Source organism: Streptomyces umbrinus (assembly GCF_030817415.1).
Classification (GTDB): domain Bacteria; phylum Actinomycetota; class Actinomycetes; order Streptomycetales; family Streptomycetaceae; genus Streptomyces; species Streptomyces umbrinus_A.
Genome location: NZ_JAUSZI010000002.1, coordinates 4638858 through 4662568 on the forward strand (window position 1 = coordinate 4638858; position 23711 = coordinate 4662568).

General features: G+C 70.6%; 25 protein-coding genes and 1 pseudogene. 17 read left to right on the top strand and 9 right to left on the bottom strand.

All coding sequences use genetic code 11. The features are described 5' to 3' along the window. Window positions 1–106: 106 nt before the first annotated feature. Window positions 107–1336 carry a threonine ammonia-lyase gene (gene ilvA, locus QF035_RS20220; RefSeq protein WP_307521837.1) on the bottom strand — a complete coding sequence of 410 codons (1230 nt, stop codon included), beginning with the start codon at window positions 1334–1336 and terminating at the stop codon, window positions 107–109. A 162-nt stretch (window positions 1337–1498) separates the two neighbouring features. Here ilvA and QF035_RS20225 point away from each other — a divergent pair, with 162 nt between their 5' ends. The 3 genes from QF035_RS20225 to QF035_RS20235 all read left to right on the top strand — a co-directional run bounded on the left by QF035_RS20225 (window position 1499) and on the right by QF035_RS20235 (window position 2897). Further along, window positions 1499–1999: a MarR family winged helix-turn-helix transcriptional regulator gene (locus QF035_RS20225; protein ID WP_189838420.1), complete on the top strand. Its 501-nt coding sequence runs from the start codon at window positions 1499–1501 to the stop codon at window positions 1997–1999. A gap of 140 nt (window positions 2000–2139) precedes the next feature. Continuing rightward, on the top strand, window positions 2140–2649 hold the full coding sequence (locus QF035_RS20230) for a sigma factor-like helix-turn-helix DNA-binding protein (protein WP_307521838.1): 510 nt from the start codon (window positions 2140–2142) through the stop codon (window positions 2647–2649). After that, on the top strand, window positions 2646–2897 hold the full coding sequence (locus QF035_RS20235; RefSeq protein WP_373466687.1) for a hypothetical protein: 252 nt from the start codon (window positions 2646–2648) through the stop codon (window positions 2895–2897). Before QF035_RS20230 ends, QF035_RS20235 begins: the two co-directional genes overlap by 4 nt. A gap of 102 nt (window positions 2898–2999) precedes the next feature. Here the strand turns inward: QF035_RS20235 and QF035_RS20240 are convergent, their stop codons facing one another. Next, on the bottom strand, window positions 3000–4154 hold the full coding sequence (locus QF035_RS20240; protein ID WP_055614169.1) for a cystathionine gamma-synthase: 1155 nt from the start codon (window positions 4152–4154) through the stop codon (window positions 3000–3002). Between the two features lie 235 nt (window positions 4155–4389). Here QF035_RS20240 and QF035_RS20245 point away from each other — a divergent pair, with 235 nt between their 5' ends. Further along, on the top strand, window positions 4390–5511 hold the full coding sequence (locus QF035_RS20245; protein WP_307521839.1) for a hypothetical protein: 1122 nt from the start codon (window positions 4390–4392) through the stop codon (window positions 5509–5511). Window positions 5512–5865: 354 nt separating this feature from the next. Here the strand turns inward: QF035_RS20245 and msrA are convergent, their stop codons facing one another. Both msrA and QF035_RS20255 read right to left on the bottom strand, forming a co-directional pair. Further along, window positions 5866–6378, bottom strand: a complete 513-nt coding sequence (gene msrA, locus QF035_RS20250) for a peptide-methionine (S)-S-oxide reductase MsrA (RefSeq protein ID WP_269652665.1) — start codon at window positions 6376–6378, stop codon at window positions 5866–5868. Window positions 6379–6702: 324 nt separating this feature from the next. Further along, window positions 6703–7365, bottom strand: a complete 663-nt coding sequence (locus QF035_RS20255; protein ID WP_373466963.1) for a hypothetical protein — start codon at window positions 7363–7365, stop codon at window positions 6703–6705. A gap of 106 nt (window positions 7366–7471) precedes the next feature. Between QF035_RS20255 and QF035_RS20260 the strand changes: the two genes are divergently transcribed. Then, entirely contained in the window at window positions 7472–7708 is a 237-nt protein-coding gene (locus QF035_RS20260; RefSeq protein WP_373466688.1) for a DUF4291 family protein, read from the top strand. Window positions 7709–7750: 42 nt separating this feature from the next. Here the strand turns inward: QF035_RS20260 and QF035_RS20265 are convergent, their stop codons facing one another. Then, a complete protein-coding gene (locus QF035_RS20265) occupies window positions 7751–8038 on the bottom strand; it encodes a DUF1905 domain-containing protein (protein WP_307521841.1) in 288 nt (95 codons plus the stop codon). Window positions 8039–8485: 447 nt separating this feature from the next. Here QF035_RS20265 and QF035_RS20270 point away from each other — a divergent pair, with 447 nt between their 5' ends. Beyond that, on the top strand, window positions 8486–9172 hold the full coding sequence (locus QF035_RS20270; RefSeq protein ID WP_307521843.1) for a hypothetical protein: 687 nt from the start codon (window positions 8486–8488) through the stop codon (window positions 9170–9172). Between the two features lie 169 nt (window positions 9173–9341). Here QF035_RS20270 and QF035_RS20275 read toward each other — a convergent pair whose 3' ends face one another. Then, complete coding sequence (locus QF035_RS20275) at window positions 9342–9968, bottom strand: hypothetical protein (protein WP_307521844.1); 627 nt, start codon at window positions 9966–9968, stop codon at window positions 9342–9344. A gap of 64 nt (window positions 9969–10032) precedes the next feature. Between QF035_RS20275 and QF035_RS20280 the strand changes: the two genes are divergently transcribed. The 4 genes from QF035_RS20280 to QF035_RS20295 all read left to right on the top strand — a co-directional run bounded on the left by QF035_RS20280 (window position 10033) and on the right by QF035_RS20295 (window position 13144). Next, window positions 10033–10704: a hypothetical protein gene (locus QF035_RS20280; protein WP_307531250.1), complete on the top strand. Its 672-nt coding sequence runs from the start codon at window positions 10033–10035 to the stop codon at window positions 10702–10704. 43 nt (window positions 10705–10747) lie between these two features. Beyond that, window positions 10748–11161, top strand: a complete 414-nt coding sequence (locus QF035_RS20285; protein WP_307521845.1) for a hypothetical protein — start codon at window positions 10748–10750, stop codon at window positions 11159–11161. Window positions 11162–11413: 252 nt separating this feature from the next. Further along, window positions 11414–12337, top strand: a complete 924-nt coding sequence (locus QF035_RS20290; RefSeq protein WP_307521846.1) for a DUF5829 family protein — start codon at window positions 11414–11416, stop codon at window positions 12335–12337. Window positions 12338–12772: 435 nt separating this feature from the next. After that, window positions 12773–13144, top strand: coding sequence for a hypothetical protein (locus QF035_RS20295; protein WP_307521847.1), 372 nt, complete (start codon window positions 12773–12775; stop codon window positions 13142–13144). Between the two features lie 75 nt (window positions 13145–13219). On the opposite strand, the gene QF035_RS20300 is transcribed toward QF035_RS20295, so the two are convergent. Then, entirely contained in the window at window positions 13220–13786 is a 567-nt protein-coding gene (locus QF035_RS20300; protein ID WP_307521848.1) for a TetR/AcrR family transcriptional regulator, read from the bottom strand. Between the two features lie 220 nt (window positions 13787–14006). On the opposite strand from QF035_RS20300, the gene QF035_RS20305 reads away from it, so the two are divergent. Both QF035_RS20305 and QF035_RS20310 read left to right on the top strand, forming a co-directional pair. Further along, entirely contained in the window at window positions 14007–14942 is a 936-nt protein-coding gene (locus QF035_RS20305; RefSeq protein ID WP_307521849.1) for an SDR family oxidoreductase, read from the top strand. 174 nt (window positions 14943–15116) lie between these two features. Beyond that, window positions 15117–16106, top strand: a complete 990-nt coding sequence (locus QF035_RS20310; protein ID WP_307521850.1) for an LLM class flavin-dependent oxidoreductase — start codon at window positions 15117–15119, stop codon at window positions 16104–16106. On the opposite strand, the gene QF035_RS20315 is transcribed toward QF035_RS20310, so the two are convergent. Then, window positions 16103–17293, bottom strand: a complete 1191-nt coding sequence (locus QF035_RS20315; RefSeq protein WP_307521851.1) for an FAD-dependent monooxygenase — start codon at window positions 17291–17293, stop codon at window positions 16103–16105. The two genes, QF035_RS20310 and QF035_RS20315, sit on opposite strands and share 4 nt — an antisense overlap. A 164-nt stretch (window positions 17294–17457) precedes the next feature. On the opposite strand from QF035_RS20315, the gene QF035_RS20320 reads away from it, so the two are divergent. After that, entirely contained in the window at window positions 17458–18006 is a 549-nt protein-coding gene (locus QF035_RS20320) for a methyltransferase (protein ID WP_307521852.1), read from the top strand. A 273-nt stretch (window positions 18007–18279) separates the two neighbouring features. After that, window positions 18280–19881, top strand: a complete 1602-nt coding sequence (locus QF035_RS20325; RefSeq protein ID WP_307521853.1) for a protein kinase domain-containing protein — start codon at window positions 18280–18282, stop codon at window positions 19879–19881. Between the two features lie 6 nt (window positions 19882–19887). Here the strand turns inward: QF035_RS20325 and QF035_RS20330 are convergent, their stop codons facing one another. Beyond that, entirely contained in the window at window positions 19888–20277 is a 390-nt protein-coding gene (locus QF035_RS20330; RefSeq protein WP_307521854.1) for a VOC family protein, read from the bottom strand. A 397-nt stretch (window positions 20278–20674) separates the two neighbouring features. On the opposite strand from QF035_RS20330, the gene QF035_RS20335 reads away from it, so the two are divergent. From QF035_RS20335 to QF035_RS20345, 3 genes and pseudogenes are all read left to right on the top strand, one after another. Beyond that, the gene (locus tag QF035_RS20335) at window positions 20675–21547 is read left to right on the top strand and encodes an iron-siderophore ABC transporter substrate-binding protein (protein ID WP_307521855.1); all 873 of its coding nucleotides are present in this window, start codon (window positions 20675–20677) and stop codon (window positions 21545–21547) included. Window positions 21548–21559: 12 nt separating this feature from the next. Next, on the top strand, window positions 21560–22564 hold the full coding sequence (locus QF035_RS20340; RefSeq protein WP_307521856.1) for a FecCD family ABC transporter permease: 1005 nt from the start codon (window positions 21560–21562) through the stop codon (window positions 22562–22564). A gap of 29 nt (window positions 22565–22593) precedes the next feature. Further along, window positions 22594–23681, top strand: a pseudogene (locus QF035_RS20345) (FecCD family ABC transporter permease). The last annotated feature ends 30 nt before the right edge of the window (window positions 23682–23711 follow it).

Genomic DNA, 23711 nt, shown 5'->3' on the forward strand with positions numbered 1-23711 from the left:
CGAGCGGGTCGGCGACGAGGCGGATCTGTGACCAGAGACGCACCATAACGCGATGTATCGCGTTTCTCAATGGAATTTTCCAACCGGAGCGAACACCGACCCGACCTCAGTCGATGACCGTGTAACCCGCCTTCCGCAGCGCGGAGTTCACCTCGGCACAGTGCTCCGGTCCCTTGGTCTCCAGGTGCAGCTCGACCTCCACCTCCGTGAGCCCGAGCCGTGGGTCGGTCCGTACGTGGCTCACATCGAGGACGTTAGCGTCCACCACTGACAACACCCCGAGAAGTGTGGCCAGAGCCCCGGGACGATCGGTCAGCCGCAGCGTGACCGCCAGGTAGCGGCCGCCCGCGGCCATGCCGTGGCGCAGGATGCGCTGCATCAGCAGCGGGTCCACGTTCCCGCCGGACAGCAGCGCCACGACCGGGCCCTCGAAGGCCTCCGGCTCGCTCAGCAGCGCCGCGACGGGACTCGCGCCGGCCGGCTCGACGACCAGCTTGGCCCGCTCCAGGCAGAGCAGCAGCGCGCTGGACAGATCGTTCTCGGAGACCGTACGGACCTCGTCCACCAGGTCGCCGATGATCCCGAACGGCACGTCGCCGGGCCGCCCGACCTTGATGCCGTCGGCCATCGTCGCGGGGTTCTCGATGGACAGCGGGCGCCCGGCCGCCAGCGAGGGCGGGTACGCGGCCGCGCCCGCCGCCTGCACCCCCACGATCCGTACGTCCGGCCGCAGCGCCTTCACGGCGACCGCGATGCCCGCGGCGAGACCGCCGCCGCCGATCCCGACGACGATCGTGCGCACCTCGGGGCACTGCTCCAGGATCTCCAGGCCGACGGTGCCCTGACCGGCGATGATGTCGGGATGGTCGAAGGGGTGGATGAAGACGGCGCCCGTCTCGGCCGCGTACTCCTGGGCGGCGGCCAGCGTCTCGTCCACCACCGTGCCGTGCGCGCGCACCTCGGCGCCGTAGTGCCGGGTCGCCGCGACCTTCGGCAGCGGGGCGCCCTTGGGCATGAACACCGTGGAGCGCACACCCAGCAGGGAAGAGGCGAGGGCGACGCCCTGCGCGTGGTTCCCCGCGCTCGCCGCGACCACGCCCGCGGCCCGCTCCTCGGGAAGCAGCCCGGCGATCCGCACGTACGCGCCGCGCAGTTTGAACGAACCCGTCCGCTGGAGGTTCTCGCATTTGAAGTGGACCGGCGCGCCCACCAGCCGGGACAGGTGCCTGCTGCCCTCCATGGCGGTCATCCGCGCCACGCCCGCGAGCATCTTCTGGGCGCCGCGTACATCGTCGAGGGTCACCAGCGGCAAGGAGTCAGCCGTGCGGTAGCTCATGACCACCAGTCTCGCAGTTCACGTGGCGCCACACCGGCTGTGACCAACGTCCGAGACTGGTTTGCTCAGCGCAGGTACGGCCCGCCCCTCGTCCGCGTACTCTGTCCCCCAACCCAGCCCCACGCATGAATAGAGCCTCCGGCCATGCCCACAACACCTGAAATGTCGATGGACATGACGACCGTCGGTGACACCGGTCTTCTCGAATCGCTGCAACACGAGGTGGCGGTGTTCGCCCGCCGTGCCGAACAGACCCGGCTCGGCGGGGTCGGCCAGGTGCGCAACTCCATGGACCGTGCCGCATACCTGCTGCTCAACCGCCTCGACAAGGAGGGGCCGATGGGCGTCAAGGCACTCGCCGCGAGCATGGGCATCGACTCGTCGACGGTCACCCGGCAGGTCGCCCCGCTCGTCGACACCGGGCTCGTCAAGCGCACCTCCCACCCGGAGGACGGACGTGCCGTGGTGCTCCAGCTGTCGCCGCGCGGGCTCTCCCGCCTGGAGGAAGTGCGGTCCTCAAGGCGCCAGTTGATGGCAGAGCTGACCCAGGAGTGGGCCCCCGAGGAGCGCGAGGCCTTCTGCACACTGCTCACCCGGTTCAACCTCGCGCTCTCCGCCCGCATGGCCGCATCCCCCTCCGCGGAGGCACCGGAGCCCTCCTGAAACACCCCTCGCGCACCGCATCGGCCCCGGCCTCTTGACCAGGGACCCGCGCCTGGCCTCATATGAGACCGGGTCCTGTCGTACGCGGCTGTCCTCGGCGTACGTCTTAAGGGCCCGGTTTCCCTCAGCCGGGAGGCGCGGTGCGAGAGCGGCAGGCGTCCCAGAACGCCCGCCGGGCCCGGGAGTTCGAGGCGTTCGTCGCGGGCGCGGCAGGGCGGCTGCTGCATGCCGCCACACTGCTCACGGCTGAGCCCCCGGACGACAACCCGCGCGCGCGGCGCCTGCTCACGGCCGCCCTCGCCCATACGTACGCCTCCTGGGACCGGCTGCGCGGCGAGGACCCGTACGACCGGACCCGGCAGCAGCTTGCCGTGCGCTTCGCGCGCGGGGCGTGGCATGAGTACGGCGGCCTGGGCTGGGCGCACCCCCGGAGCCACCGGAAACTCGACAGCGTCCTGTACTGCCTCACTCCACAGGAGCGCCTGATCCTCGTGCTGCGCCTGTACGAGGGCGTCGCCGAGGAGCAGGCCGCGGCGCTGCTGGGGCTGCCCACGGAGCGCGTACGGGCCATCTGCGCGCGGGCCATGGCGACGCTGCTGCACCCGCCGCGGGAGGCCGCTCCGGTGATCGCGAAGGTGGCCCCGTCATGAGCTCGATGAGCCGCAGGGAGGCGGACGTCCGCCGGATCCTGGAGGAGCCGCAGCCGTCCGTACCGCCCGATCTGTACGGGGAGGCGCTGCGCCGGGGCGGGCGGATGCTGCGCCGCAGGAGGGCGGCGAGGCGGCTGTTCTGGCTGCTGCTGTTCGCGGCGGTCGTGGCCTTCGTGGTGTGGGCGTCGCTGACCCAGCCGTGGGTGGAGCCGCCGTCGGAGACGACTCCACCGCTGACCGGTTGGTGAGCCCAGTGGCGGCCGGTGAGCCCGTTGCCGGGGGTGACCCGTTGCCGGGGGTGACCCGTTGCCGGGGGTGTCCCGTTGCCCGGTCGGTGAGCCCGTCGGTGACTAGCCCAGGGCCTGCTTGAGGTCCTGGAGGAGGTCGTCGATGTTTTCGATGCCTACGGAGAGGCGTACGAGATCGGCGGGGACCTCCAGGAGGGACCCGGCCACGGACGCGTGCGTCATGCGTCCCGGGTGCTCGATCAGGGACTCGACGCCGCCCAGCGACTCGCCGAGCGTGAACACCTTGGCGCGGTTGCAGACCTCGACGGCCGCCTCCTCGCCGCCCTCGACCTGGAAGGAGACCATGCCGCCGAACGACTTCATCTGCTTGGCGGCGATCTCGTGACCGGGGTGCTCCGGGAGGCCCGGGTACAGAACGCGCGTCACGCGCGCGTGCCGGGTGAGCATCTCCGCGACCTGCGTGGCGTTCTCGCTGTGCCGGTCCATGCGGACGGCGAGCGTCTTGATGCCGCGCAGCACCAGCCAGGCGTCCATGGGCCCGGCGACCGCGCCCATCGCGTTCTGGTGGTAGGCGAGCTCCTCGCCGAGCGCCTGGTCGGCGACCACGAGCGCGCCGCCGACGACGTCCGAGTGGCCGCCCATGTACTTGGTCAGCGAGTGCACGACGACGTCCGCGCCGAGCGCGAGCGGCTGCTGGAGGTAAGGGCTGGCGAAGGTGTTGTCGACGACCAGCTTCGCGCCGGCCTCACGCGCGACCTGCGAGAGCGCGGCGATGTCGGTGATGCCGAGGAGGGGGTTGGAGGGTGTCTCCACCCAGACGGCCTTGGTCTTGGGGGTGATGGCGGCCCGTACGGCCGCGGGGTCGCTGGTGTCGGCGACCGACCACTCCACGCCCCACCGGGAGACGACCTTCGCGAAGAGACGGAACGTACCGCCGTACGCGTCATTGGGGATGACCACGTGGTCGCCCGGGCTGAGCAGCGTACGCAACAGGCAGTCCTCGGCCGCCAGTCCGGACGCGAACGCGAGCCCGCGGCGCCCGCCCTCCAGGGCGGCGAGGTTCTCCTCCAGGGCGGTCCTGGTGGGGTTGGCGCTGCGGCTGTACTCGTAGCCGCCGCGCAGACCGCCGACGCCGTCCTGCTTGTAGGTCGAAACCTGGTAGATCGGCGGGACGACCGCGCCGGTGAGGGGATCGGCGGTGTTGCCCGCGTGGATCGCCACGGTTTCGAAGTGCTGGCTGATGTGCCTGTCGCTCATGGGCACCGAGGGTAATGCGCCCGCGGGGAAAGTGACGGCATGGGGCGCCGGTGGGGGGCGGGAGTACGGGGCGGGAGTACGGGGCGGGGGCGCGGGCAGGGCGGGCTTGGTACGGGCCTTGTGCGGGCCTGGGACCAGGATGCGTCCGGGTTTTTCCACAGGAGGCGCCGACCGTTTTCCACAGGAGTGGTGACCAGGTTCGCCAATTGTCGGACGAGTCTGGTTCGCTTGAGGCATGGAGATTCTCTGGGTCCTGATGGCGATGCTCATGGTGAGCCTCATCCTCTGGCCGTACCTTCTGCGCAGGCGTGCCGGTGGTATCCAACAGGTCGCTCCGGGCGACCCGGACGCGGCCGACCCGGCGAACTACGGCTTCCTTCGCCAGGAGGAGCTGGACATCCGCATGCCCGGCCCCGACCAGGACCTGCTGGAGGTCCTGGACCTCGTGCAGCGCACCCAGGACTACCGGGCGGCGTCGCAGCTCCTGGCCGGCACCGAGATCGAGGGCGAGCGGCGCTGGCAGCGCGTGCAGGCCTTCGCGGGCGCCGCGTCGCTGGAGCTGCAGCAGCGCCCCGGCGGGGTGAGCGACTCCCCCGGCGGGCAGTGGCTGCGGGTGTGGCGGGCCGAGAATCCCAAGGACGCGGGCGGCGCCGCGGTGCACGCGGAGTTCCTGGTGCAGCAGGCGTGGCGTACGTCGTCGCCGGGGACGGACGAGTTCCGGATCATCATGGAGGAGGCGAGAGCGGCCTGCGGCGAGGCCGCGCTGCTGTCTCCGGGCGACCCGATCCCGTACGTCATCGAGCTCTCCGTGGGCCGCGGACTCGCCTACCCCCAGGCGGAGTTCGAGAAGGTCTGGCTGAAGATCCTGGACCGCGCACCCGCGCACATGGGGGCGCATCTGGCGGCGCTGCACTACTGGTGCGAGAAGTGGCACGGTTCGCGCGAGGTGGCGTACTCCTTCGCGGAGGCGGCGGCGGCCCGGGCGCCCCAGGGCTCGCTCCTGGCCGCGATGCCCCTCTTCGCAGTGTTCGAGCACCTGCCCGAGGTGAACCTGGTCAGCAGCTTCTACCAGAGCGAGGTCGTGACCAAGGCGGTCCACGGCGCCCTCTACGCGGTCCACTCGGCCCGCCCCGACGACCCGATGCTCGCCCACGTCCGCCACCTCCTGGTCTGCTTCCTGGTCCGCGGCGAACGCTGGTCGGAGGCAATGACCCAGCTGGTCCACGTCGACGGCCACGTGGGAGCCCTCCCCTGGACCCTGACATCCGACCCGGCAGCGGACTACGCCGTGTACCGCGCCCTGGCAGTGGGCGGCTACGAGGCAAACGGAGGGAGCCCGGCGACGCTGCCGCACTGAGCGGGCCGACCGTCTCTGGTCTTGTGGACCCGGGGAATATCGCAGACGGCGGCGGCCACCAGCCGTATCTTTCGAGCGGCAGAGTCCTGAACGGGTACTGCCCGGGCAGGCGCCACGCCGGCGCGTGCTGCCAGGCCGGTGTCGCGAAGGCGGATCGGCTGGCTCTCCAGCCACCCCGCCGATCTCTGACCGGCCGGTCACGGGGAGCCTTCAGCGCAGCGCCCTTCGTGCACGGCAGGGCACCTGCCGCCCCGAAGGGGAAGCAGGTGCCCCGCGGCCCCGGAGGGGAAAGCGGGGCCCGGCTACGGAGCCTCGGCCAGTGGGGCCTCCGCCTTCCGCCGGGCCGCCTTGCGGTCAGCCCTCCGTGCGGGCAGGCAGACGCCAGCCCGGGCGGGGGAAGTGGCAGGTGTAGCCGTCCGGGTAACGCTGCAGGTAGTCCTGGTGCTCGGGCTCGGCCTCCCAGAAGGGGCCGACCGGCTCCACCTCGGTGACGACCTTGTCCGGCCACAGCCCGGAGGCGTCCACGTCCGCGATCGTGTCCTCGGCGACCCGCTTCTGCTCGTCGTCCACGTAGTAGATCGCCGAGCGGTAGCTGAGGCCGATGTCGTTGCCCTGGCGGTTCTTGGTGCTCGGGTCGTGGATCTGGAAGAAGAACTCCAGGAGCGCGCGGTAGTCGGTCTTCTCGGGGTCGAAAAGGATCTCGATGGCCTCCGCGTGCGTGCCGTGGTTACGGTACGTCGCGTTCGGCACGTCACCCCCGGTGTAGCCCACCCGGGTCGCCGTCACGCCCGGGAGTCGGCGGATCAGCTCCTCCATCCCCCAGAAGCATCCGCCCGCCAGTACGGCCCTCTGCGTCTGCGCAGCCATCACGGCCCCTTCCAATGTCTGTATCTGTCAGCTCGGTCACTCGGGGTCATCGGCTCGCACACCACCGGCATCCCTTACCCACTGTCCTCAACGCGCGAGGGTTCCGGGCGATTCCGTACCCGCCCAACCGGCCGTCGCTGCCGGGGCACACGGCATCGCAGACGCGGCGAGGCGGGGGCAAGCCAAGCACCCCGTTCGGGACGAACTGGGGGCGTCTTGCACGACGGGCATCGCGCCGGCGCCGAAGGCAGAAGTAGCCGGTGGCGCGAGCCCTGATACGTCGAGCGGACGGCCGTGGCACTGGCACTGGCACATCAGACGGTGCTACGGCCCGACTCCCCCATGCAGGCCCCACTCGTCAAGGCCGGAGTAGATGAGCGCTGTGCGCCCGCTGGGGAAGGAGAGACTTCCAGCCTCCCCGGAATAGATCGCCACCAACGAGTCCCCTCCCCGCCACCAGGTGTCGGCCAACCCCTCAACCTCTTGCCCCGGCTCGTAGGTGTCCAGCGCGATGCGATCGATGTCATCGCCAGTGGCTTTCGTGATGTGCTTCGCCCACATGGACGCGTGGTACGTCAGCGCTATCGACTCCACCCATCCCTCGACCGTCGCGTGGAGAGGCGTCCACCGACCTGCATGGATCCCGAACTCACCGTCCGGCCCGATCATGAATGAGTACGGGACTGCGGTCCGCTGCATGCCTGCCTCGAACCACCACCCTTCGGACGGAGAGCCTTCGGGCGAGTCGGGATCGAAGTACTTGGGTCCTCCGTCGTACTGCGATGCGGGCGGCAAGAGCAGGCCGCCCCACCGCTCTTGATAGGCCACCATCCGGTCGATCACCGCAGCCGGGATTTCCCGATCAAGCCACCACTGCCTGTGCTCCGCAACCGGCCGGACGTCGACCTTGACGCCGTGCGCACTGACAAAGGACCGAGCTCTTCGGGTCAGCCCGTCGGGCACATCGTTGATGAGGCGAAGATTCACCAAGAGGACGCTACTGGGTCTGGCGACACGGCTGTCGGCCGTCCGGTTGCCGATGCGGTCGAAAATCGGTGGCCGCCCAGACCCGGCCGGCCCCACGCTGTGGGCCATGGAAGAACCGCACCGCCGGATCCGCGCAGTCCACTCGAAATCCACGATCACCGGCTACCAGGCGTACGCCCCCGAAATCGGCCTGCCCTCCGTACGCGAGGACCGCTTTCCCTCCGCGTGGAAGGGCGACCGCATGACATGGATCACCAAGCCGCGTTCAAGCTCTTTTCCACAGCTGGGAAGCGGTGGCAGCGGCACCTGCGAGCACAGGTCGTGCGAACTGCCGGATCGATGACGCCAAGGAGCGCCTGCCACCCGCAGCACTCACTGTTTGGGGCTAGAGGCGGACGGAGATCTCCACGGCAACGTCGTCCCCTGCCGAGATGCCCTGTCGCTTGCGTACGGCGGCCTTGAGCGGCAGCAGGTAGCGGCCGTCCTTGGGGAAGAGCGACGTCTCGAAGGCGACTTCGCCGATCCGTGCCTCGACCGGGATCACCCCCCAGCCGTACGAAGCCATCGCGGCCACCTCGCGGATGTCTGCGGACTCCTCATCCGGCACAGGGACGAAGTAGTACGGCGACGGCCCGCGCCACTCGACCACCCGGCCTGCGAAGGCCAGCTCCACCGTGTCAGTCCTTTCGCCAGGACGGCCAAGTCACACTCGGTGTACATGCCGTGCCGCCGCTCCTCGTTGAGAGCGACCAGTAGGCCCTCACAGAGGGGAAAGGCATCCCCTTCGCCCGGTCGGCCGCAGCCCACGAATGTCTCGGCCAGCCTGTCACTGCCGCTCACGGTGGCCAGGCTAGAGCTGGAGTGGAGTACTGCCCACCGGATCAGGCGGTGACGGCGATCACTCCCACCACGACCGTGGCTTGGCCTCGCGGAGTGCAAGCCCTGAGATGGGCTGTGAGCGAGGCTTGACGTGAGCCTCCCGGTCGGATGCCCAGTAACGGGTCAGCGCAGCGGTGAGCACGAGTTGAGGGGCGCTGGCGTTGTCAGTGGTCCGCCATAGGCTCAGTCCCGTTCGAAGGCAGGCAGCGGCGGATGGGAAGACGTGAGTTTTGATCTTGCGGTGTGGTTCGAGCCCGAGCGGGTCTCGGCCTCTGACGCCGCCGGGAAGTATGAGCGGCTGTGTGGCAGCGACCTCGCAGGGGCGGGAGTCGTCGCGAGCGAGGCCGTATCTGCGTTCCATCAGGCGCTGATCATGGATTTCCCGGAGCTCTCGTCTGCCGGGGACGACTGTCAACAGGTGGCGGTGTCGCCGTGGACGGCAGGCCTCGATGTCTCTGCCGCTCATGTGCTCATGCCCATGTCGTGGAGTCGGGCCAGTGAGACGGCGCCCGAGGTAGTGGCCCTCGCCGGCCGCCATGGACTGGTCTGTTTCGACCCGCAGGCGGAGGTGCTTCACCTCCCGCCCGCGCTGCGCGGGGCAGATGGATTGAGTCTTCAGCCGTGCGTCGGGCTGAAGGTCGAGGACCCGGACCCTGATGTGATCGAACGTGCCGTACGCCGTTTGTCCTCGGAGAACTGGTTCTTGATTCTGGAGAAGCGGCTGGGCCGCTACCTCCAGGTCGGTCAAGGGCCGAACGCGGGCCTGTCCGCAGGCGGATTTGCTGTCGAACACCGGGATGGTTCGCCGGACCGGCACTACCGGTGCGTACTGAGCGAGAAGGACCAAGTAGCAACGATCTTCGCTGACTTCGCTTCAGGCGAGGCCGCATGGAGCGTGGACACGCGATGGGACAAGGTGTCGATGTAGCCGGTGTGAGCCCGCTGCGTCCGAAGCAACTGCCCCGAATGCGGTCTGTGAGCGCGGCTTGACCCGGCTCACCAAGCAGCATCCACAGGCTCAATCAGCAACCGAGCCGCTCCTTCCATCGCGTGGAGGTCGATCGCGTTGAGGTCGATGTCCCCGAGGGAGATGCCTCTCAGGGATCCTCCGAAGGGGCGGCGCGTTGGGCTTCCCAGACCGATCGCAGTGTGGCGACCGCTCGTTGCGCTTCGTCGTGGGGGTTCGGGCGCGGGGCGGGGATCCGGGGGCCGGCCAGGTCCTGGCCGGTGAGCGATTGTGCGGGGACGGTGGTCCAGTCGGTCCGGTTTGCCACGGCGACGTGGCCGTGCTCGTGTGCCGCTTCGTCCTGCCAGTCGTCGGGGGGTGCCATGAGGACACGGAGTGACTGTTCGTCGAGCCACTCCAGGCCCAGAACCTGACGGCCGAGCCAGTGCTCGATGAGAGAGACGACCGCGCCCGTCTTGAGGTGCAGAAGTAGTAGCTCGCCCTCGAAGAAGTAGCCGCCGTCGTACCTTCCGGTGCCTACCGCGAGCAGCGGACGCCTGGGATGGAAGGCCATCGCGTGGACGGGGAAGCGTGAGCGGATGAGCGCGCTGCGGGCGAAATAGCGGCTCTGGTAGACCGCGACCGGCGTGGTTCCGGCGTCCGCATCCGTGCCTGCCACCGCCAGAAGGCCGCGCCGCTCGTCATGGACGACCAGGAGCGGGTCGCCGATCCCGAGGAATGCCCAGCCGTCGGGGGGATGTTCGCCGGAAGCCGCCATGCCGTGATCTTCTCAACTACCCGGTTGTGCAGGGTAGTCGTCAATGCGAGATCGTGAACCGGTGATGAAGCGGCTCAAGAAGGCGGACCCGGCGGAGCAACCCGTTCGTGAACAGACGCTTTCCGCGTATCAACAGGCCCTGCGGGACCGGCTCCTCGCCGCCCCTGTGATGCCCGCGCCCGACCCCTGGCGGCCTGTCTTCGAGTACGAGTACGGCGTCCCTGTCGGCGGACTTCTCGGGATCGGCTTCGCGTCGCACCCCGAGAGCGGCCGTGACCTGGTGATGGTCGTCTCCGGCGACGGTCATGGCCTCTTCGACGCCGTCACCGGGGAGAAGATCGCCAGGGACCGCGACCCCGATCCCGAGGACAGCACCCCCGACGCGGTCGCTGACCTGTCCTGCCCCGGACTGGGACCGGTCGCCGGCAGCCGCGTACACATCGCAGGGCTCTTCGGCGGAGGGTTGCACACCACGACCGGGGACGGCTGGACCCTGGAGGTTGTCACCCCGGCCTGGCCCAACGATCGTGTGCTGCTCTCGATCGACGGCGGACTCCCTCACTCCGGCCCGCACGGAGAACGGTGGTGGCACATCTTCCACTCCACGTACTCGGAATTTCGAGCCTTCGGATTCTCTCCCTCCGGAGAGACCATCGCCGTCGCGACGAGCAGTGATGTGTCTTTGTGGACCCGCCGCCCTGAGCACAGCAACGGCAGCAGCGACGCTCAACGCTGACCGGTCCGCGACGCGGGCCCGCTCCCACCGAGAAGGGATGGCGATGGACGAGGACGAGAGCCTGCACCGCTACGGGCTGCATCCCGCCGGCGCGAATCTCGACGAGGTTCGAGGTCTGCTCGCCGCGCGAACCCAGCGGGAGCAGCGCGCGCAGGGAGACGGTGACACGGAGCTCATGAAGCTGTGCTGCGTGCAGTTGTTCAACGCCGGGACCCTCGAAGACGTGCTCCTCATCTGGCGGGCCAAGTCCGCGAGTATGGACGCCGGCTGCTCGATCGACATCCAGTTGCTGTGCGGAAGCGGACTGGCCAGGACCAAGGCGTACCTGTCGAGCCGACACCTCCCCGAAGCCGAAGCGGCGCTTCAACGACTGCTCCGCTGTGAAGCGGCCGGGGACTTCGAGGATTTCTCCGCCGCACGGCACTCGGCCTGGTACGCCACCTACTACGCGTCGTGAAGTCCGACGCCGGTCTCCAGCAACTGTTCGAGTGGGCGTTGCGCCACGCGAGCCTGTCGAGCTACGTACGTGGAGCGCACCCCGAGCGTGATCGGCACCTGCGACCCCGTCGCTCGGGGTGGCACCGGTGCCGTGGAAGCGGCGCCTCGCCAGAGGTCACGCTTCGGTCAATTCGGCCTCGTTCGAAATGAACAGCGTTCGCGTACTCCCCGTCCTACGATCCCTCGCATGCTGATTCGCCGGACATTACGGATGATCATCGTGCTCGCTGTGACCCTCGCCGGTGTGGTCGGGGGTGGTGTGGGGATCGCGCAGGCCGAGGGGAACGGCCCGTCGGCGCACGATCGGCAGTTGCTGTTCTACAACCACTCCTACGGTGTCCTCGACCGGGAGACCGCCGACGCCATCGAGCACTCCGACTACCTGCGGGACTTCGCCAACTTCCAGGTCCGTACGACGACCGGTACCGGCGGACAGACGTGGACCGGCCGCTATCTGATGGGCCGCCAGACCTACCTCGAACTGTTCGGAGTCGGTGACATCGCCGGCCAGGACGGCACCCTCGGCTCCGCCGGGCTCGGACTCTCGACCGAGCGGGCGGGAGACCTGGTGGCGGTCACCGAGCGCCTGAAGGACGAGGGCGTCGCCGACCCCGTCGAGTTCCTCCAGACGCGTGACTTCGGTGACGGTGTCCCCGTGCCGTGGTTCGACGCCATCCTCACCACCACCGAGTACGACGCGTTCGGGGCCTGGGCGATGGAGTACCGGCCGGAGTACTTCGCCGACCCGCGCGGCAAGACCGAGCCGGCGAGCTTCCCCGGTGACGTCGGCAGGGAGCGCTACCTGTCCGACGACTACCGCACCCATCTGATGCGTGACGTGACCTCTGTCCGCCTCGCGGTCACCGAAGGCGACCTCGCCGACAACGTGCCGCTGCTGCGGGCCGGCGGGTTCGCCGTCCGGACCCTGGGCGACGGTGGCGTCGTCGCAACGCGTGGCGGGACCACGATTCGGTTCGACGCCGTCCCGCGCGACCAGGCGAGGCTGCAGCGGGTCGAGTTCTCGCTCAACCGGCCCGTCAAGGACCGGCACGTGGAGCAGATCGGCCACTCCAACCTCATCGTCGGCCCGGGCAGCCGCGCCGTGTGGACGTTCGCCGACAACGGCACCGAGTAGACAGCAGGCGGTGGGCAGGGGGCGCGCCCTGGTCAAGGGCGCGCCCCTCACGCATGAAACGTGGCGCGGGCCGTCTCGGACAGAAACTGAATCTCACGTTCCCCTCAGCGTTTTCGCCGGGACCTTGTCCGCCGAGGTGACACGCCGCAAGATCAGGTGACCGCGGGTGGGGGCATCACGACCGGTTGCCCCCCACCCGTCCGATCAGGGGGAACCGTCATACGAACTCCAAGAGCGGCCTCGCCGCTGATTGCGTCAGGCCTCGCGACGGCAGTGCTGGCGCTTGCAGTTGCCTGTACGTCCGATCAGGAGACGGACGTCGCACGTGCTTCGGAGCCTGCTACTCCCAGCACGACGGCAACCGCCGCCTCTCCCCGCCCTGAACAGGACTCAGACCCGGACCCGGACCCGGACTCCGCTAAGTCCCCACCCGAGTTGGACGGCTCCGAGACCGTCGTCGCACGTCAGGGTGAGACCCGTGGTGCCGGCACCTTCGAGTTCGGCGAGGGCGAGAAAGGTGATCCCCTGATCATCGCCGTCCGGTGCCAGGGCAAAGGGGAGATCGAGGTCTCCGTGAAGCCGGTGAACGTCGGCTTCCCGCTGGAATGCGTCGATGGCGAAGCAAGCACCGCCACCAGCACCAGCACCAGCACCAGCACCACCTACAACCAGATCGGCGTCGCGGGAGCGGAGAAGAAGGGCACCGTCTCGGTTCTGGCGCCCTCGTCGGTGCGGTGGGCCATGACGATCGGCCGCGGTGAGCGCGAGCATGCGCGAGCGCCCGAGCCTTCAGGCGATACGGAGTAGGACCGCACTCGCCACTCCAACTCCGGTTAGCGGCGGCCGAGTCGGATCACGGTCACCGTCCATACCTGCCCGCGGCTACCCGCCCCCCGTCACCACCTTGAGTTCGTTGAGTGACTCGCGCAGGAAGTCCGCCAGGGGGCGGTCGCCGTTGTCGCCGACCCAGCGTTCGAAGCCGACCTTGAAGACGGTTATGCCGGCCTCCGCGGTGAGGGTCGCGGCCGGGTCCTCGACGCCGCGGCGGCGGAGCGTGGCGGCGAGTGCCGCGGACAGGGACGCGAGCTTGATCAGCTCGCGCTCGCGCAGCTCCGCGTTGGCCACGATGACGGCCTGGCGCTGCCGGGAGTGCTCGTGGCGCTCCAGGAAGAGTGCGGCGACGGCCTCCAGCGTCGTGGCCATCGCGTCGATCGGCGGGGCCGTGTCCGGGGTGCCGGCGAGAGCGTCCACGAAGAACTCCTCCAGCAGGCTCGAACCCCCGAAGAGCACCTCGCGTTTGTCGGCGTAGTGCCGGAAGAACGTCCGCTCGGTCAGCCCCGCGCGCTCGGCGATCTGTGCGGCGGTCGTCTGCTCGTACCCGCGCTCGCTGTAGAGGTCCAGCGCCGCCTTCTCAAGCCGCCCGCGCGCGTCCGGCTCCCATCGACTCATAGCCCTGATCGTACGCGATGACAGTGGCTGACATCAGGTGCTACGGTTGATGTCAGTCACTGACATCGGCTCGTTCGCCGCCGCGCAAGGCATGCATCCGTGCATTCCGTGCATCCGTGCATCCGATGCATTCCGTGCATCCGATGCATTCCGTGCGCCCGTAGCCCGGGCGCACGGGCGCCCACGGCCAGGACGGTCGACCTACCCGGAGGTTCTCCTCATGCGTGTGTTCGTCACCGGCGCGTCCGGCTGGATCGGTTCAGCCGTTGTTCCGGAGCTCATCGGCGCCGGCCACCATGTCGTCGGGCTCGCCCGCTCGGACGCCTCGGCCGCCGCTCTCGCCGAAGCCGGCGCCGAGGTGCGCCGCGGCACGCTCGACGATCTCGACACCCTGCGCGACGCGGCCGCCGAGTCCGACGGCGTGATCCACCTCGCCTTCAAGCACGACATCGCGTTCAGCGGCGGCTTCGAGGACGCGGCCGACGCGGACCGGCGCGCCATCGACACGTTCGGCGAGGCACTCACCGGATCCGACCGCCCGTTCGTCATCGCGTCCGGGACTCTCGGGCTGGCGCCGGGGCAGGTCGCCACCGAGCGGGACGGCCAGGCGGCCGGCCAGCTCGGCGGCCACTGGGCCGCCGGTCCCGTCAAGCGGCTGGCCAACGCGCACGCCACGGCCGCCCTCGCGGACCGCGGCGTCCGCTCGTCCGTCGTACGGCTTCCTCCGACCGTGCACGGCGACGGGGACCACGGCTTCCTCGCCACCGTGGTGGCCGTCGCCCGCGAGAAGGGCGTCTCGGGCTACATCGGCGACGGCGCCAACCGCTGGCCCGCCGTGCACCGGTCCGACGCCGCGCACCTCTTCCGCCTCGCGCTGGAGAGCGCTCCGGCCGGCTCCACGCTGCACGCGATCGCGGACCAGGGCGTGCCGATACGTGCCGTCGCCGAGGTGATCGGGCGGCACCTCGGTCTGCCCGTGGCCTCGGTCTCCCCCGACGACGCGGCCGGGCACTTCACCTGGCTGGCCGCCTTCCTCGCCATGGACAGCCCCGTCTCCAGTGCGTACACCCGTGAACTGCTGGGGTGGCAGCCGACCGGGCCCGGGCTCCTCGACGACCTCGACAAGGGCCACTACTTCGCCGCCCCGTCCACCTGACCAACGCGGTGTCCGACGCTCGCGCCGTCCGGCCACCGGCACCGACCGCGCCCCACGCTCCCACGCCCAGCCCCGCCCCCGCCCCCGCCCTCGCCCCCGGCGTCCGGCACAGCGGCCGATCCACCGTACGTACAGCGGAAGTTGGAAGGAGCAGACGATTTCTATACTGAGCGAATGATCACCGTTCCGCTCAGCGCGCTCGAAGTGGCCATGGTCCAGACGGGTACTCCGGCCGAGGACACGTTGCGAGACACCACCGAGTTCGCCCGACGCGTCGAAGAACTCGGTTACCAGCGGCTCTGGTACGCCGAGCACCACCATTCCCCGGCCATCGGAGCGTTCCCGCCCGTCGTACTGACCGCCCACGCGGCCGCGTTGACGGCGTCCATCCGGCTGGGCTCGGGGGGCGTTCTCGCTCCGAACCACGCCCCGATCATGCTGGCGGAGCAGTTCGGCACACTGGCCGCGCTGCACGGGGGCCGGATCGACCTGGGCATCGGCCGGGGCCCGGGGACCTTCGACGAATCCACGGCGCGGGCCCTGCGCCGCGGGGCCGGTCCGACGACGGACGACGAGTACCGCGACGACGTGTCATCGACGCTGCGGCTCCTGGTGGACGAGGTCGGCCTCGACCCGCTCCCGGAGCCATGGCTGCTGTCCTCCAGCACGGCCGGTGCCGCGCTCGCCGCGGAACTCGGACTGCCGATCGCCTTCGCCCATCACATCCGCCCCGACAACACCCTGGCCGCGCTCGCCCACTACCGCGAGCACTTCACCCCGTCCCGCTGGTGCGCGAGCCCGCGCGTGCTGCTCTGCGTGGAAACGGTCTGCGCCGAGACGGACGAGGAGGCGGCCCGACTCGTCGGCCCGATGGACATCATCAAGGCCGGACTCCTCAAGGGACAGGGCGGCATCCCCTTCCCCACGCCCGAAGAGGCGGCTGCCCACTCGTTCACCGCGCAAGAGGCGCAGCTCCTGTCAGGCTTCCGCGCCCACCAGGCCCAAGGCTCACCCGAGACCGTCTCGAAGCAGCTGACGGACCTGGTCGACCTGACCGGCGCGGACGAACTCATGCTCGTAACACCCGTCTACGCACTGGCCGACCGGCTGCGGTCGTACGAACTCGTCAAGCAGCACGTCATGAAGCCGACGACGACGGCCTAGCCCCGCGATGGTGGTCGGTCGTCAAGGACGTCCACCGCCCACCCCGTCGCCTGGGGCAGGAAGACGTGCCCGGCCGCGTACGCCGACATGCGGGCGTTCCGTGCCTGGGCCTCGGGACCGTCCGGGAGGTGGAAGTCGTCGCCCGCCCGCGCGGAGTTGGCCTGCATGCTGGTGGCGGTCGCGAGACGCCGGCGTACGTACCGGTCGAGCGCGTCGGGCACCTCGGCCGGGGTCGCACCCGTGAGGGCGTCGCCGAGTACGGCCGCGTCCATGATCGCCTGTGCCGCGCCCTGGGCCTGGAACGGGACCATCGCGTGGGCGCTGTCGCCCAGCAGGGTCACCCGGCCGATGTTCCACCGCGCGAGCGGCACCCGCGTATGGATGCCGTAGCGGAACACCTGCCCCGCGCGTTCGAGGACGTCGAGCACCCGGGAGTCCCAGCCGTCGAACTCGCGCAGTTGCTCGCCCGGTTCCGCCCGGGCGGTCCACGACTCCGTGGCTGTCGCCGCCTCGGCCGTGAAGACGGCCACGACGTTGAGCAGTTCCCCACGACGCACCCAGTAGTGGACGAAGTGCCGGCCAGGACCGAGCCAGATGCCGAGGTCGGGCAGGTCCAGATCGGCCACCTCGCCGGCCGGGAGCAGCGCCCGGTAGGCGACGGTCCTGGAGAAGACCGCCTCGTCCGCGCCGAAGAGCCACTGGCGGGCGGCCGACCGTATCCCGTCGGCGGCCACGACCAGGTCCGCGCGCAGGCGTTCGCCGCTCGCCGTGGTCACGGAGGCGGACCGGTCGTCCTGGTCGATGCCCACGACAACGGTATTGAGGCGCACCGACGAGGGCGGCACCGCGGCGGCCAGGGCCTGATGCAGATCGGCCCGGTGGAGCAGCAGGTAGGGCGCCCCGAACACGTCCTCGGCCGCACGCCCCAGCGCGTAACGGCAGATCTCGGCCCCGTCGGACCAGGTGCGGAAGCTCACGTGGGAGGGGCGGGCGGCCTGTGCGGCGACCGCGTCGAGGAGGTCCAGCCGGCGCAGCAGACGCGTGGCGTTGGGCGCGAGCTGGATCCCGGCACCGATCTCGGTGAACCGCACCGCCTGCTCGACCAGCGTGACCTCATGACCGGCCCGGCGCAGGCTCAACGTCGCCGCCAGTCCCCCGATACCCGCTCCCACGACGACCGCTCGCATGCCAAGCCCCCATGACGACCGCTCAACTGCCACGACCTCACATCGGCACGATCACGCGCCCAAGCACCCAAGTGCCCGGCCGTCGGCCCGGGCAGGCTATCGAACACAACTCCCCGCCCGTACGGGGCATTTCAGCCCAAGTTGTGGCCCTACACTCGTCGCCCGTGACAGGCTCAGCGGTACCGGAGCGGATCAGGCAGGCGGTCGCCGCGCTGGACGTGCGAGCCGACGACCGGCTGTTGGAGATCGGCTGTGGCGGCGGGGTCGCGGTCGGGCTGGTCTGTGCGCTGCTGACCACGGGCACGATCACGGCCGTCGACCGTTCCGCGACGGCCACGGCCCGGGCCGCACGGCGCAACGCGGGCCCGGTCGGGGACGGGCGGGCCACGATCGTCACGGCCGCCTTCACCGAGCCCGGTCTGTCGGCCGCGGGTCTCGCCGGCCGACGCTTCGACAAGATCTTCGCGATCGACGTCAACCTGTTCTGGACCGGCCCCGCCCGCGCCGAACTGGCCCTCGCCGCCCACCTCTTGGCCCCGGGCGGCGCCCTGCACGCGTTCTACGAGCCGCCGGGCGGGCGACTGGACGGACGTCTGGAAGAACGCCTCGACGAGCTCACCGCGAAGGTCACCGGCACGTTCGAAGCGGGTGGCTTCACCGCGGAGGTGCTCCGCCTGCCGGCCCCGGTCGTGGGCATCGTGGGCCGCCCCTAGGCCCGTTGAGGCCGCCTCTGGCTCCCGCGAGGCGCCCTAGCCCTTCCAAGAGCCCCCAGTCCACGCCGACCGACGGCCCACCACTGGGCCGCTCACCTCCCCGCAGCGGCCCCGACACGCCACAAGCTCGACACAACCGCGGCACAGGCCCGGCCCAACACGCTCACTCGGACCACCTGCACGCGCCCCGCCAACTACGCTGCTCCTCGATTCAACTACCAGGCCGCGACGCGCTGTTGAAGCGGCGAGGCCGATCCCTGGGGTGCAGCTTTCATGAAGAACCTTCAGCCTTCGGATCCGTCGTCCATCGGCGGCTACCCGCTTCTGAACCGGCTCGGAGCGGGAGGCATGGGGCAGGTGTTCCTGTCCCGTACGCCGTCCGGGCGTCTGCTGGCGCTGAAGACGATCCGTGAGGATCTCAGCAGTGATCCGGGGTTCGAGGAGCGGTTCGCGCGCGAGATACGCAACAGCGACCGGGTGCGCTCGCCATGGACGGTGACCGTCGTGGACTACAGCCCGCCGGGCCAGCGTCCGCAGTGGCTGGCCACCGAGTACGTACCGGCGCCGTCGCTCGACGAATGGGTCGCGCGCCACGGCCCGCTGCCGCAGGCCGCAGTCCTCTCGCTCGCCGCCGAACTGTGCGGCGCGCTGCAGTCGGTGCATCAGGCCGACCTCACGCACCGGGACGTGAAGCCGGGCAACGTCCTGCTGGCACGCGACCGCCCGCGGCTGATCGACTTCGGCATCGCGCGGGCCGCCGACGACCCCCGGCACACCCAGGTCGGCGGAGTTCTCGGTTCGCCCGGCTTTCTCGCGCCGGACCAGGCCGTCGGTGGTGTGCCGGCCGAGCCCGCCGACGTGTTCTCGCTGGCCGCTGTCCTGGTGTACGCCGCCACCGGCCACGGCCCGTTCGCGCGCCCGCAGGAGAACGTGGCCATGGCCGCCCTGGTCTACCGGGCCGTCCACGAGGCGCCCGACCTCCAAGGCGTTCCGCCGACCCTGGTCCCCGTACTCGCCTCATGTCTGGCCAAGGCCCCGGGCGACCGTCCGACCGCGGCCGAACTGGGCAGGCGCCTGGAGCAGATCGGCGCCCGTACCGGCAACTGGCCGGACGTCCGTCCTCCTGCCCTCGCCACGGAACTGACGGCGCACGAGCAGCCGACGCACACCCTCGTCGACCCGCGGCCCGACCTCCCGCCCGACCTGCTGCCCGGCGCACAGACCCACGTGCAGCCACACCCCGCGTACCATCCGCGGCCCCACCACTCCATGGCTCCCGGTCCCGGGCACCCGGCCGCCGGGCAGACGCAGGACAGCACCGTCCTGGCCGTCCCGGGCGGCCCGCCCGGGAGACGTCGGCGCCCCCTCTGGCTGGTCGTCGCCGTCGCCGCGGCGGCCGCCGTCGCCGTGACCGCCGTCTCGGTCGCCGCATACGTCGGTATGCGCGGCTCCGGTTCCGATTCGTCGGACGACTCCTCCGGCGGCGCGAAGACACGGCCCTCGGCGTCGGCCGAGGCCACGAAGCCGGTGAACCCGGCGAGCCCGGTACGCAGGATCCTCGAGGCCGTGTACGACCTGGGCGTCGGAGAGTCCGTGCAGACCAGCAAGACGAAGCTGGTCATGCAGCGGGACGGCAACCTCGTGATCACCGACAAGAAGGACCGCCCCCTCTGGGCCGCCGCGACATCGGGCACCGGCAACACCGCCCGCTTCCAGGACGACGGCAATCTGGTGGTCCACAACAGCGCCGGGAAACCCGTGTGGGCCTCGCAGACGTTCGGCCACCCGGGAGCGGTCCTGGTTCTCCAGGCCGACGGCAACGTCGTGATCAAGTCCGGCGACGCGGTGCTGTGGGCGGCGAAGACCGTCCACTGATGTCCCCTACCCCTGACTCCCGCTCCCATAAGGCCGCGTAAGAATCTCCAGGTTGTGGCCGCTCGGGTCGTCGAAGTACGTGCCGCGGCCGCCGTCGTTCGTGTTGATCTCGTCGACGTGGCGGTGGAAGGGGTCCGCCCAGTACGTCAGACCCGCGTCCCGGATGCGGGCGAAGATCGTGTCGAAGTCGTCCTCCGAAACCAGGAACGCGTAGTGCTGGGGCGGGATGGGCCCGGTCGCGTCCATGTAGTCGAGGGTCACACCGTTCGGGATCCGGACCGGGATGAACGGGCCGTACTGCGGGCTCACCTCAAGGCCCAGGATGTCGGCGAGGAACCGGGCCGAGGTCTTCTTGTCGTGGGCGGCGACGATCGTGTGGTTCAGCTCGACGGTCATCGTGCGTACCTCCTTGGCGCGTTGCTCGTCATGGTTCCTGGCGTGCCGCTCGGCGTCGGCGGCCTTTTCCTGCCTCCTGGCGGCCTTTTCCTCCCTTTCTTCGCGTATCCCTTTCCACGCTAGGCGCCCCCGCAACGCGTGCGCAGCCCCGGAAGTGGCCACTCCGGAAAGCGGGATAAGGTAAGCCTTGCCTAATAGATCGAAAAACCGGAGCGAGTCGTGCGCACATCGGGATTCAAAGCCGTCCTGGCCGTGTCCGTGGTCGGCGGACTGATGGCCGGATGCGCGTCGTCGGAGAACGGCAAGAGCAGCGAGGGCGGCGGCAAGAGCGACCGCAACCTCGTCGCCGGCGCCTCCGAGGGGCCCCTCCGCCGCCCCCAGCGCCCTCGCCGCCGGCATGGGTACGAAGGCGGCCGACGGCGAGTTCCCCCGTACCGTCAGCCACTTCAAGGGCAGGACGGAGATCGCGGCCGCGCCGAAGCGGATAGCCGTGCTCAGCACCGGGCAGCTCGACGACGTACTGACCCTGGGAGTCGTACCGGCCGCCACCACCCGCGCCGACAACGCCGGACTCGTACCCGGCTACCTCGCCGACGCCTTCCCCCAGTACAAGAAGCAGCTCGCGAAGATGACCGACGCGGGCACGCGGGCCGCGCCCAACCTCGAAACGCTGGCCACCGCCGAGCCCGACCTCATCCTCGCCAACGACTCGCTCGGCGACCTCTACCCCAAGCTGTCGAAGATCGCCCCGACCGTGATCACCGCGGGCAACGGCATCAACTGGAAGCGGGACCTGCTGCTGGTCGGCGACGCCGTCGGCAAGGGCGAGCAGGCGCGGAAGCTCCTCGACGAGCACGCGGACGAGGCGGCCGCGGCGGGCACGAAGGTGGACGGGAAGAACACCACGGTGTCCATGCTGCGGTTCACGCCCGACCGGACCCGGATGTTCGGCGTCTCCTCCTTCACCGGTTCGATCGCCGTCGACATGGGGATCGGACGGCCCAAGTCCCAGCAGTTCAACGCCATTTCGGAGGACATCGGCGCCGAGAGCATCGATGTGGCGGACGGCGACTGGATCTTCTACTCCGTGCAGGGCGCGCAGGACAAGACCGACGCCGGGAGCGTCCTCGCCGGGCCGCTGTGGAAGTCGATGAAGGCCGTCGAGGCCGGGCACGCCGTCAAGGTCGACGACGACCCCTGGTACCTCAACGCGGGCCCCACAGCGGCCGACCTGGTCGTGAAGCAGCTCACCGAGTCACTCGCCAAGTAGGTCCGCGAGCACGTGACCACGCGCACCACGACCGTACGCACCTCCTGGCTGGCGGTCGCCCTCCTCCTCACCCTCGTCGCGGTGGCCCTCAGCCTCGCCGTCGGCACCCGGCAGGTGCCGCTGTCCGCCGTACTCGACGCGCTGCTGCACGGCGGCGGCTCGCGGGACGCGCTGGTCGTACGGTCGCTGCGGCTGCCCCGGACCGCCGTCGGGCTCACCGCGGGGGCCGCGCTCGGCGTCGCGGGGGCGGCGCTGCAGGCCGTCACCCGCAATCCGCTGGCCGATCCGGGGATCCTCGGGCTGAGCCAGGGTGCCGCGGCCGGCGTGGTGTTCGCGATCACGGGCGGACTGGCGAACGGCTTCGGCGGCTACGTCTGGTTCGCCTTCGTGGGCGCGGTCGTCGCCGCCTGCCTGGTGTACGCCGTCGCCTCGCGCGGCCGGGGCGGTGCCTCGCCGGTCAAGCTCGCGCTCGCCGGAACCGCGCTGTCCGCGATGGTCGGCGGGGCCACCACCGTGGTCCTGACGTCGAGTTCGGCGACGCTCGACCAGTTCAGGTTCTGGCAGGTGGGCGCGCTCAGCGGGCGCGACGCGGGGACGGTCGGGCAGATGCTGCCCTTCCTCGTCGCGGGCGCGCTGCTGGTGCTCTGCTGCGCCCGCGGCCTGGACGCGCTCGCCCTCGGTGACGACGCCGCGCGTGCGCTGGGGCACAAGGTCCAGCTCGTACGGGTCTGCGCGGCGCTCGGCGCGACCGTCCTGACCGCCGCCGCGGTGGCCGCCGCCGGGCCGATCGCCTTCATCGGTCTCGCCGTACCGCACCTGGCCCGCCGCCTCGTCTCGGGCGGTCACCGCTGGACCCTGCCGCTCTCCGCCCTGCTCGGCGCGGCCCTGCTGCTCGCGGCGGACGTCGCGGGACGGGTGGTCCGCGCGCCCGCGGAGGTACCGGCCGGGGTGATGACGGCCCTCGTGGGCGTGCCGGTCCTGGTCGTTCTCGTACGCCGGAAGGGAGCGGCTTCGTGACGACGACATCCCGGCCCCCGTCCGAGCGGCTGACGCCCCCAAGACCGTCCGCGGACCCCACTTACCCCCACTCGGCGGGCCTCTCGGTCCTCCGCCGCCGCTCCTTCTCGCTGCTCCTGCACCGCCGCTCGGCGGTAGTGGTCGTCGTACTGCTGCTCCTCCTGGCCGGCGTGACGGTGCTCTCGGCGTGCGTCGGGCAGACGTACGTGTCGCCGGGCGAGGTCTGGCGGGTCCTGCGCGGCCACGGCGGTTCGTACGACCTGATCGTCGGGGAGCTGCGGGTCCCGCGGATCGTGCTCGGCGCGCTGGTCGGCGCCGCGTACGGGCTCTCCGGAGCCCTCGTGCAGACCGTGACGCGCAACCCGCTGGCCAGCCCGGACGTCATCGGCGTCGGGCACGGGGCGGCGGCCGCGACGGTCCTGGCCCTCGCCACCGGCACGGTCGCCTCCCCCGGCGCGCTCCCGGCGGTCTCCGTCGCGGGCGGTCTGGGGGCCGCGGCGCTCGTGTACGTACTGGCCTGGCGGCACGGCATGCAGCCCAGCCGGTTCGTGCTGACCGGGGTCGGCATCGGGGTGGCCCTCTCCGCGGTCGTCCAGCTGTATCTCACGGAGAGCGAGCTCGGCGCGGCCGAGCAGGTCAAGCTGTGGCTGACCGGCAGCCTCAACGGTCGCGGCTGGGAACAGGCCGAACCCCTCGCCTGGATCCTTCTCCTCTCCCTGCCCGCCCTGGTGTGGGCGAACCGGGCCCTGCGCCCGCTCGGCCTGGACCCCGACACGGCCGCCGCGCTGGGCGTCCGCGTACACCGGACCCAGCTCGCCCTGACCGTCCTGGGCGTGATCCTCGCGGCAACCGCCACGGGAGCGGCGGGCCCCATCGGCTTCATCGCCCTGACGGCCCCCCAACTGGCCCGCCGCCTGACCCGCACCCCCCAGCTCCCGCTGGCGACGTCGGCGTTGACGGGCGCGGTCGTACTGATCACGGCCGACCTGGCGGCCCGCACGCTGATGCCCCCACTGGAAATCCCAGTGGGGGCACTGACGGCGCTGGTGGGGGCCCGTACTTGCTATGGCTCCTGGCCGGCGCCCCTAGAGGGCAGGGGCGAAGCCCCGTCCTCTAGGGGCGCGGGGAACTGCGCGACAAGCCACAA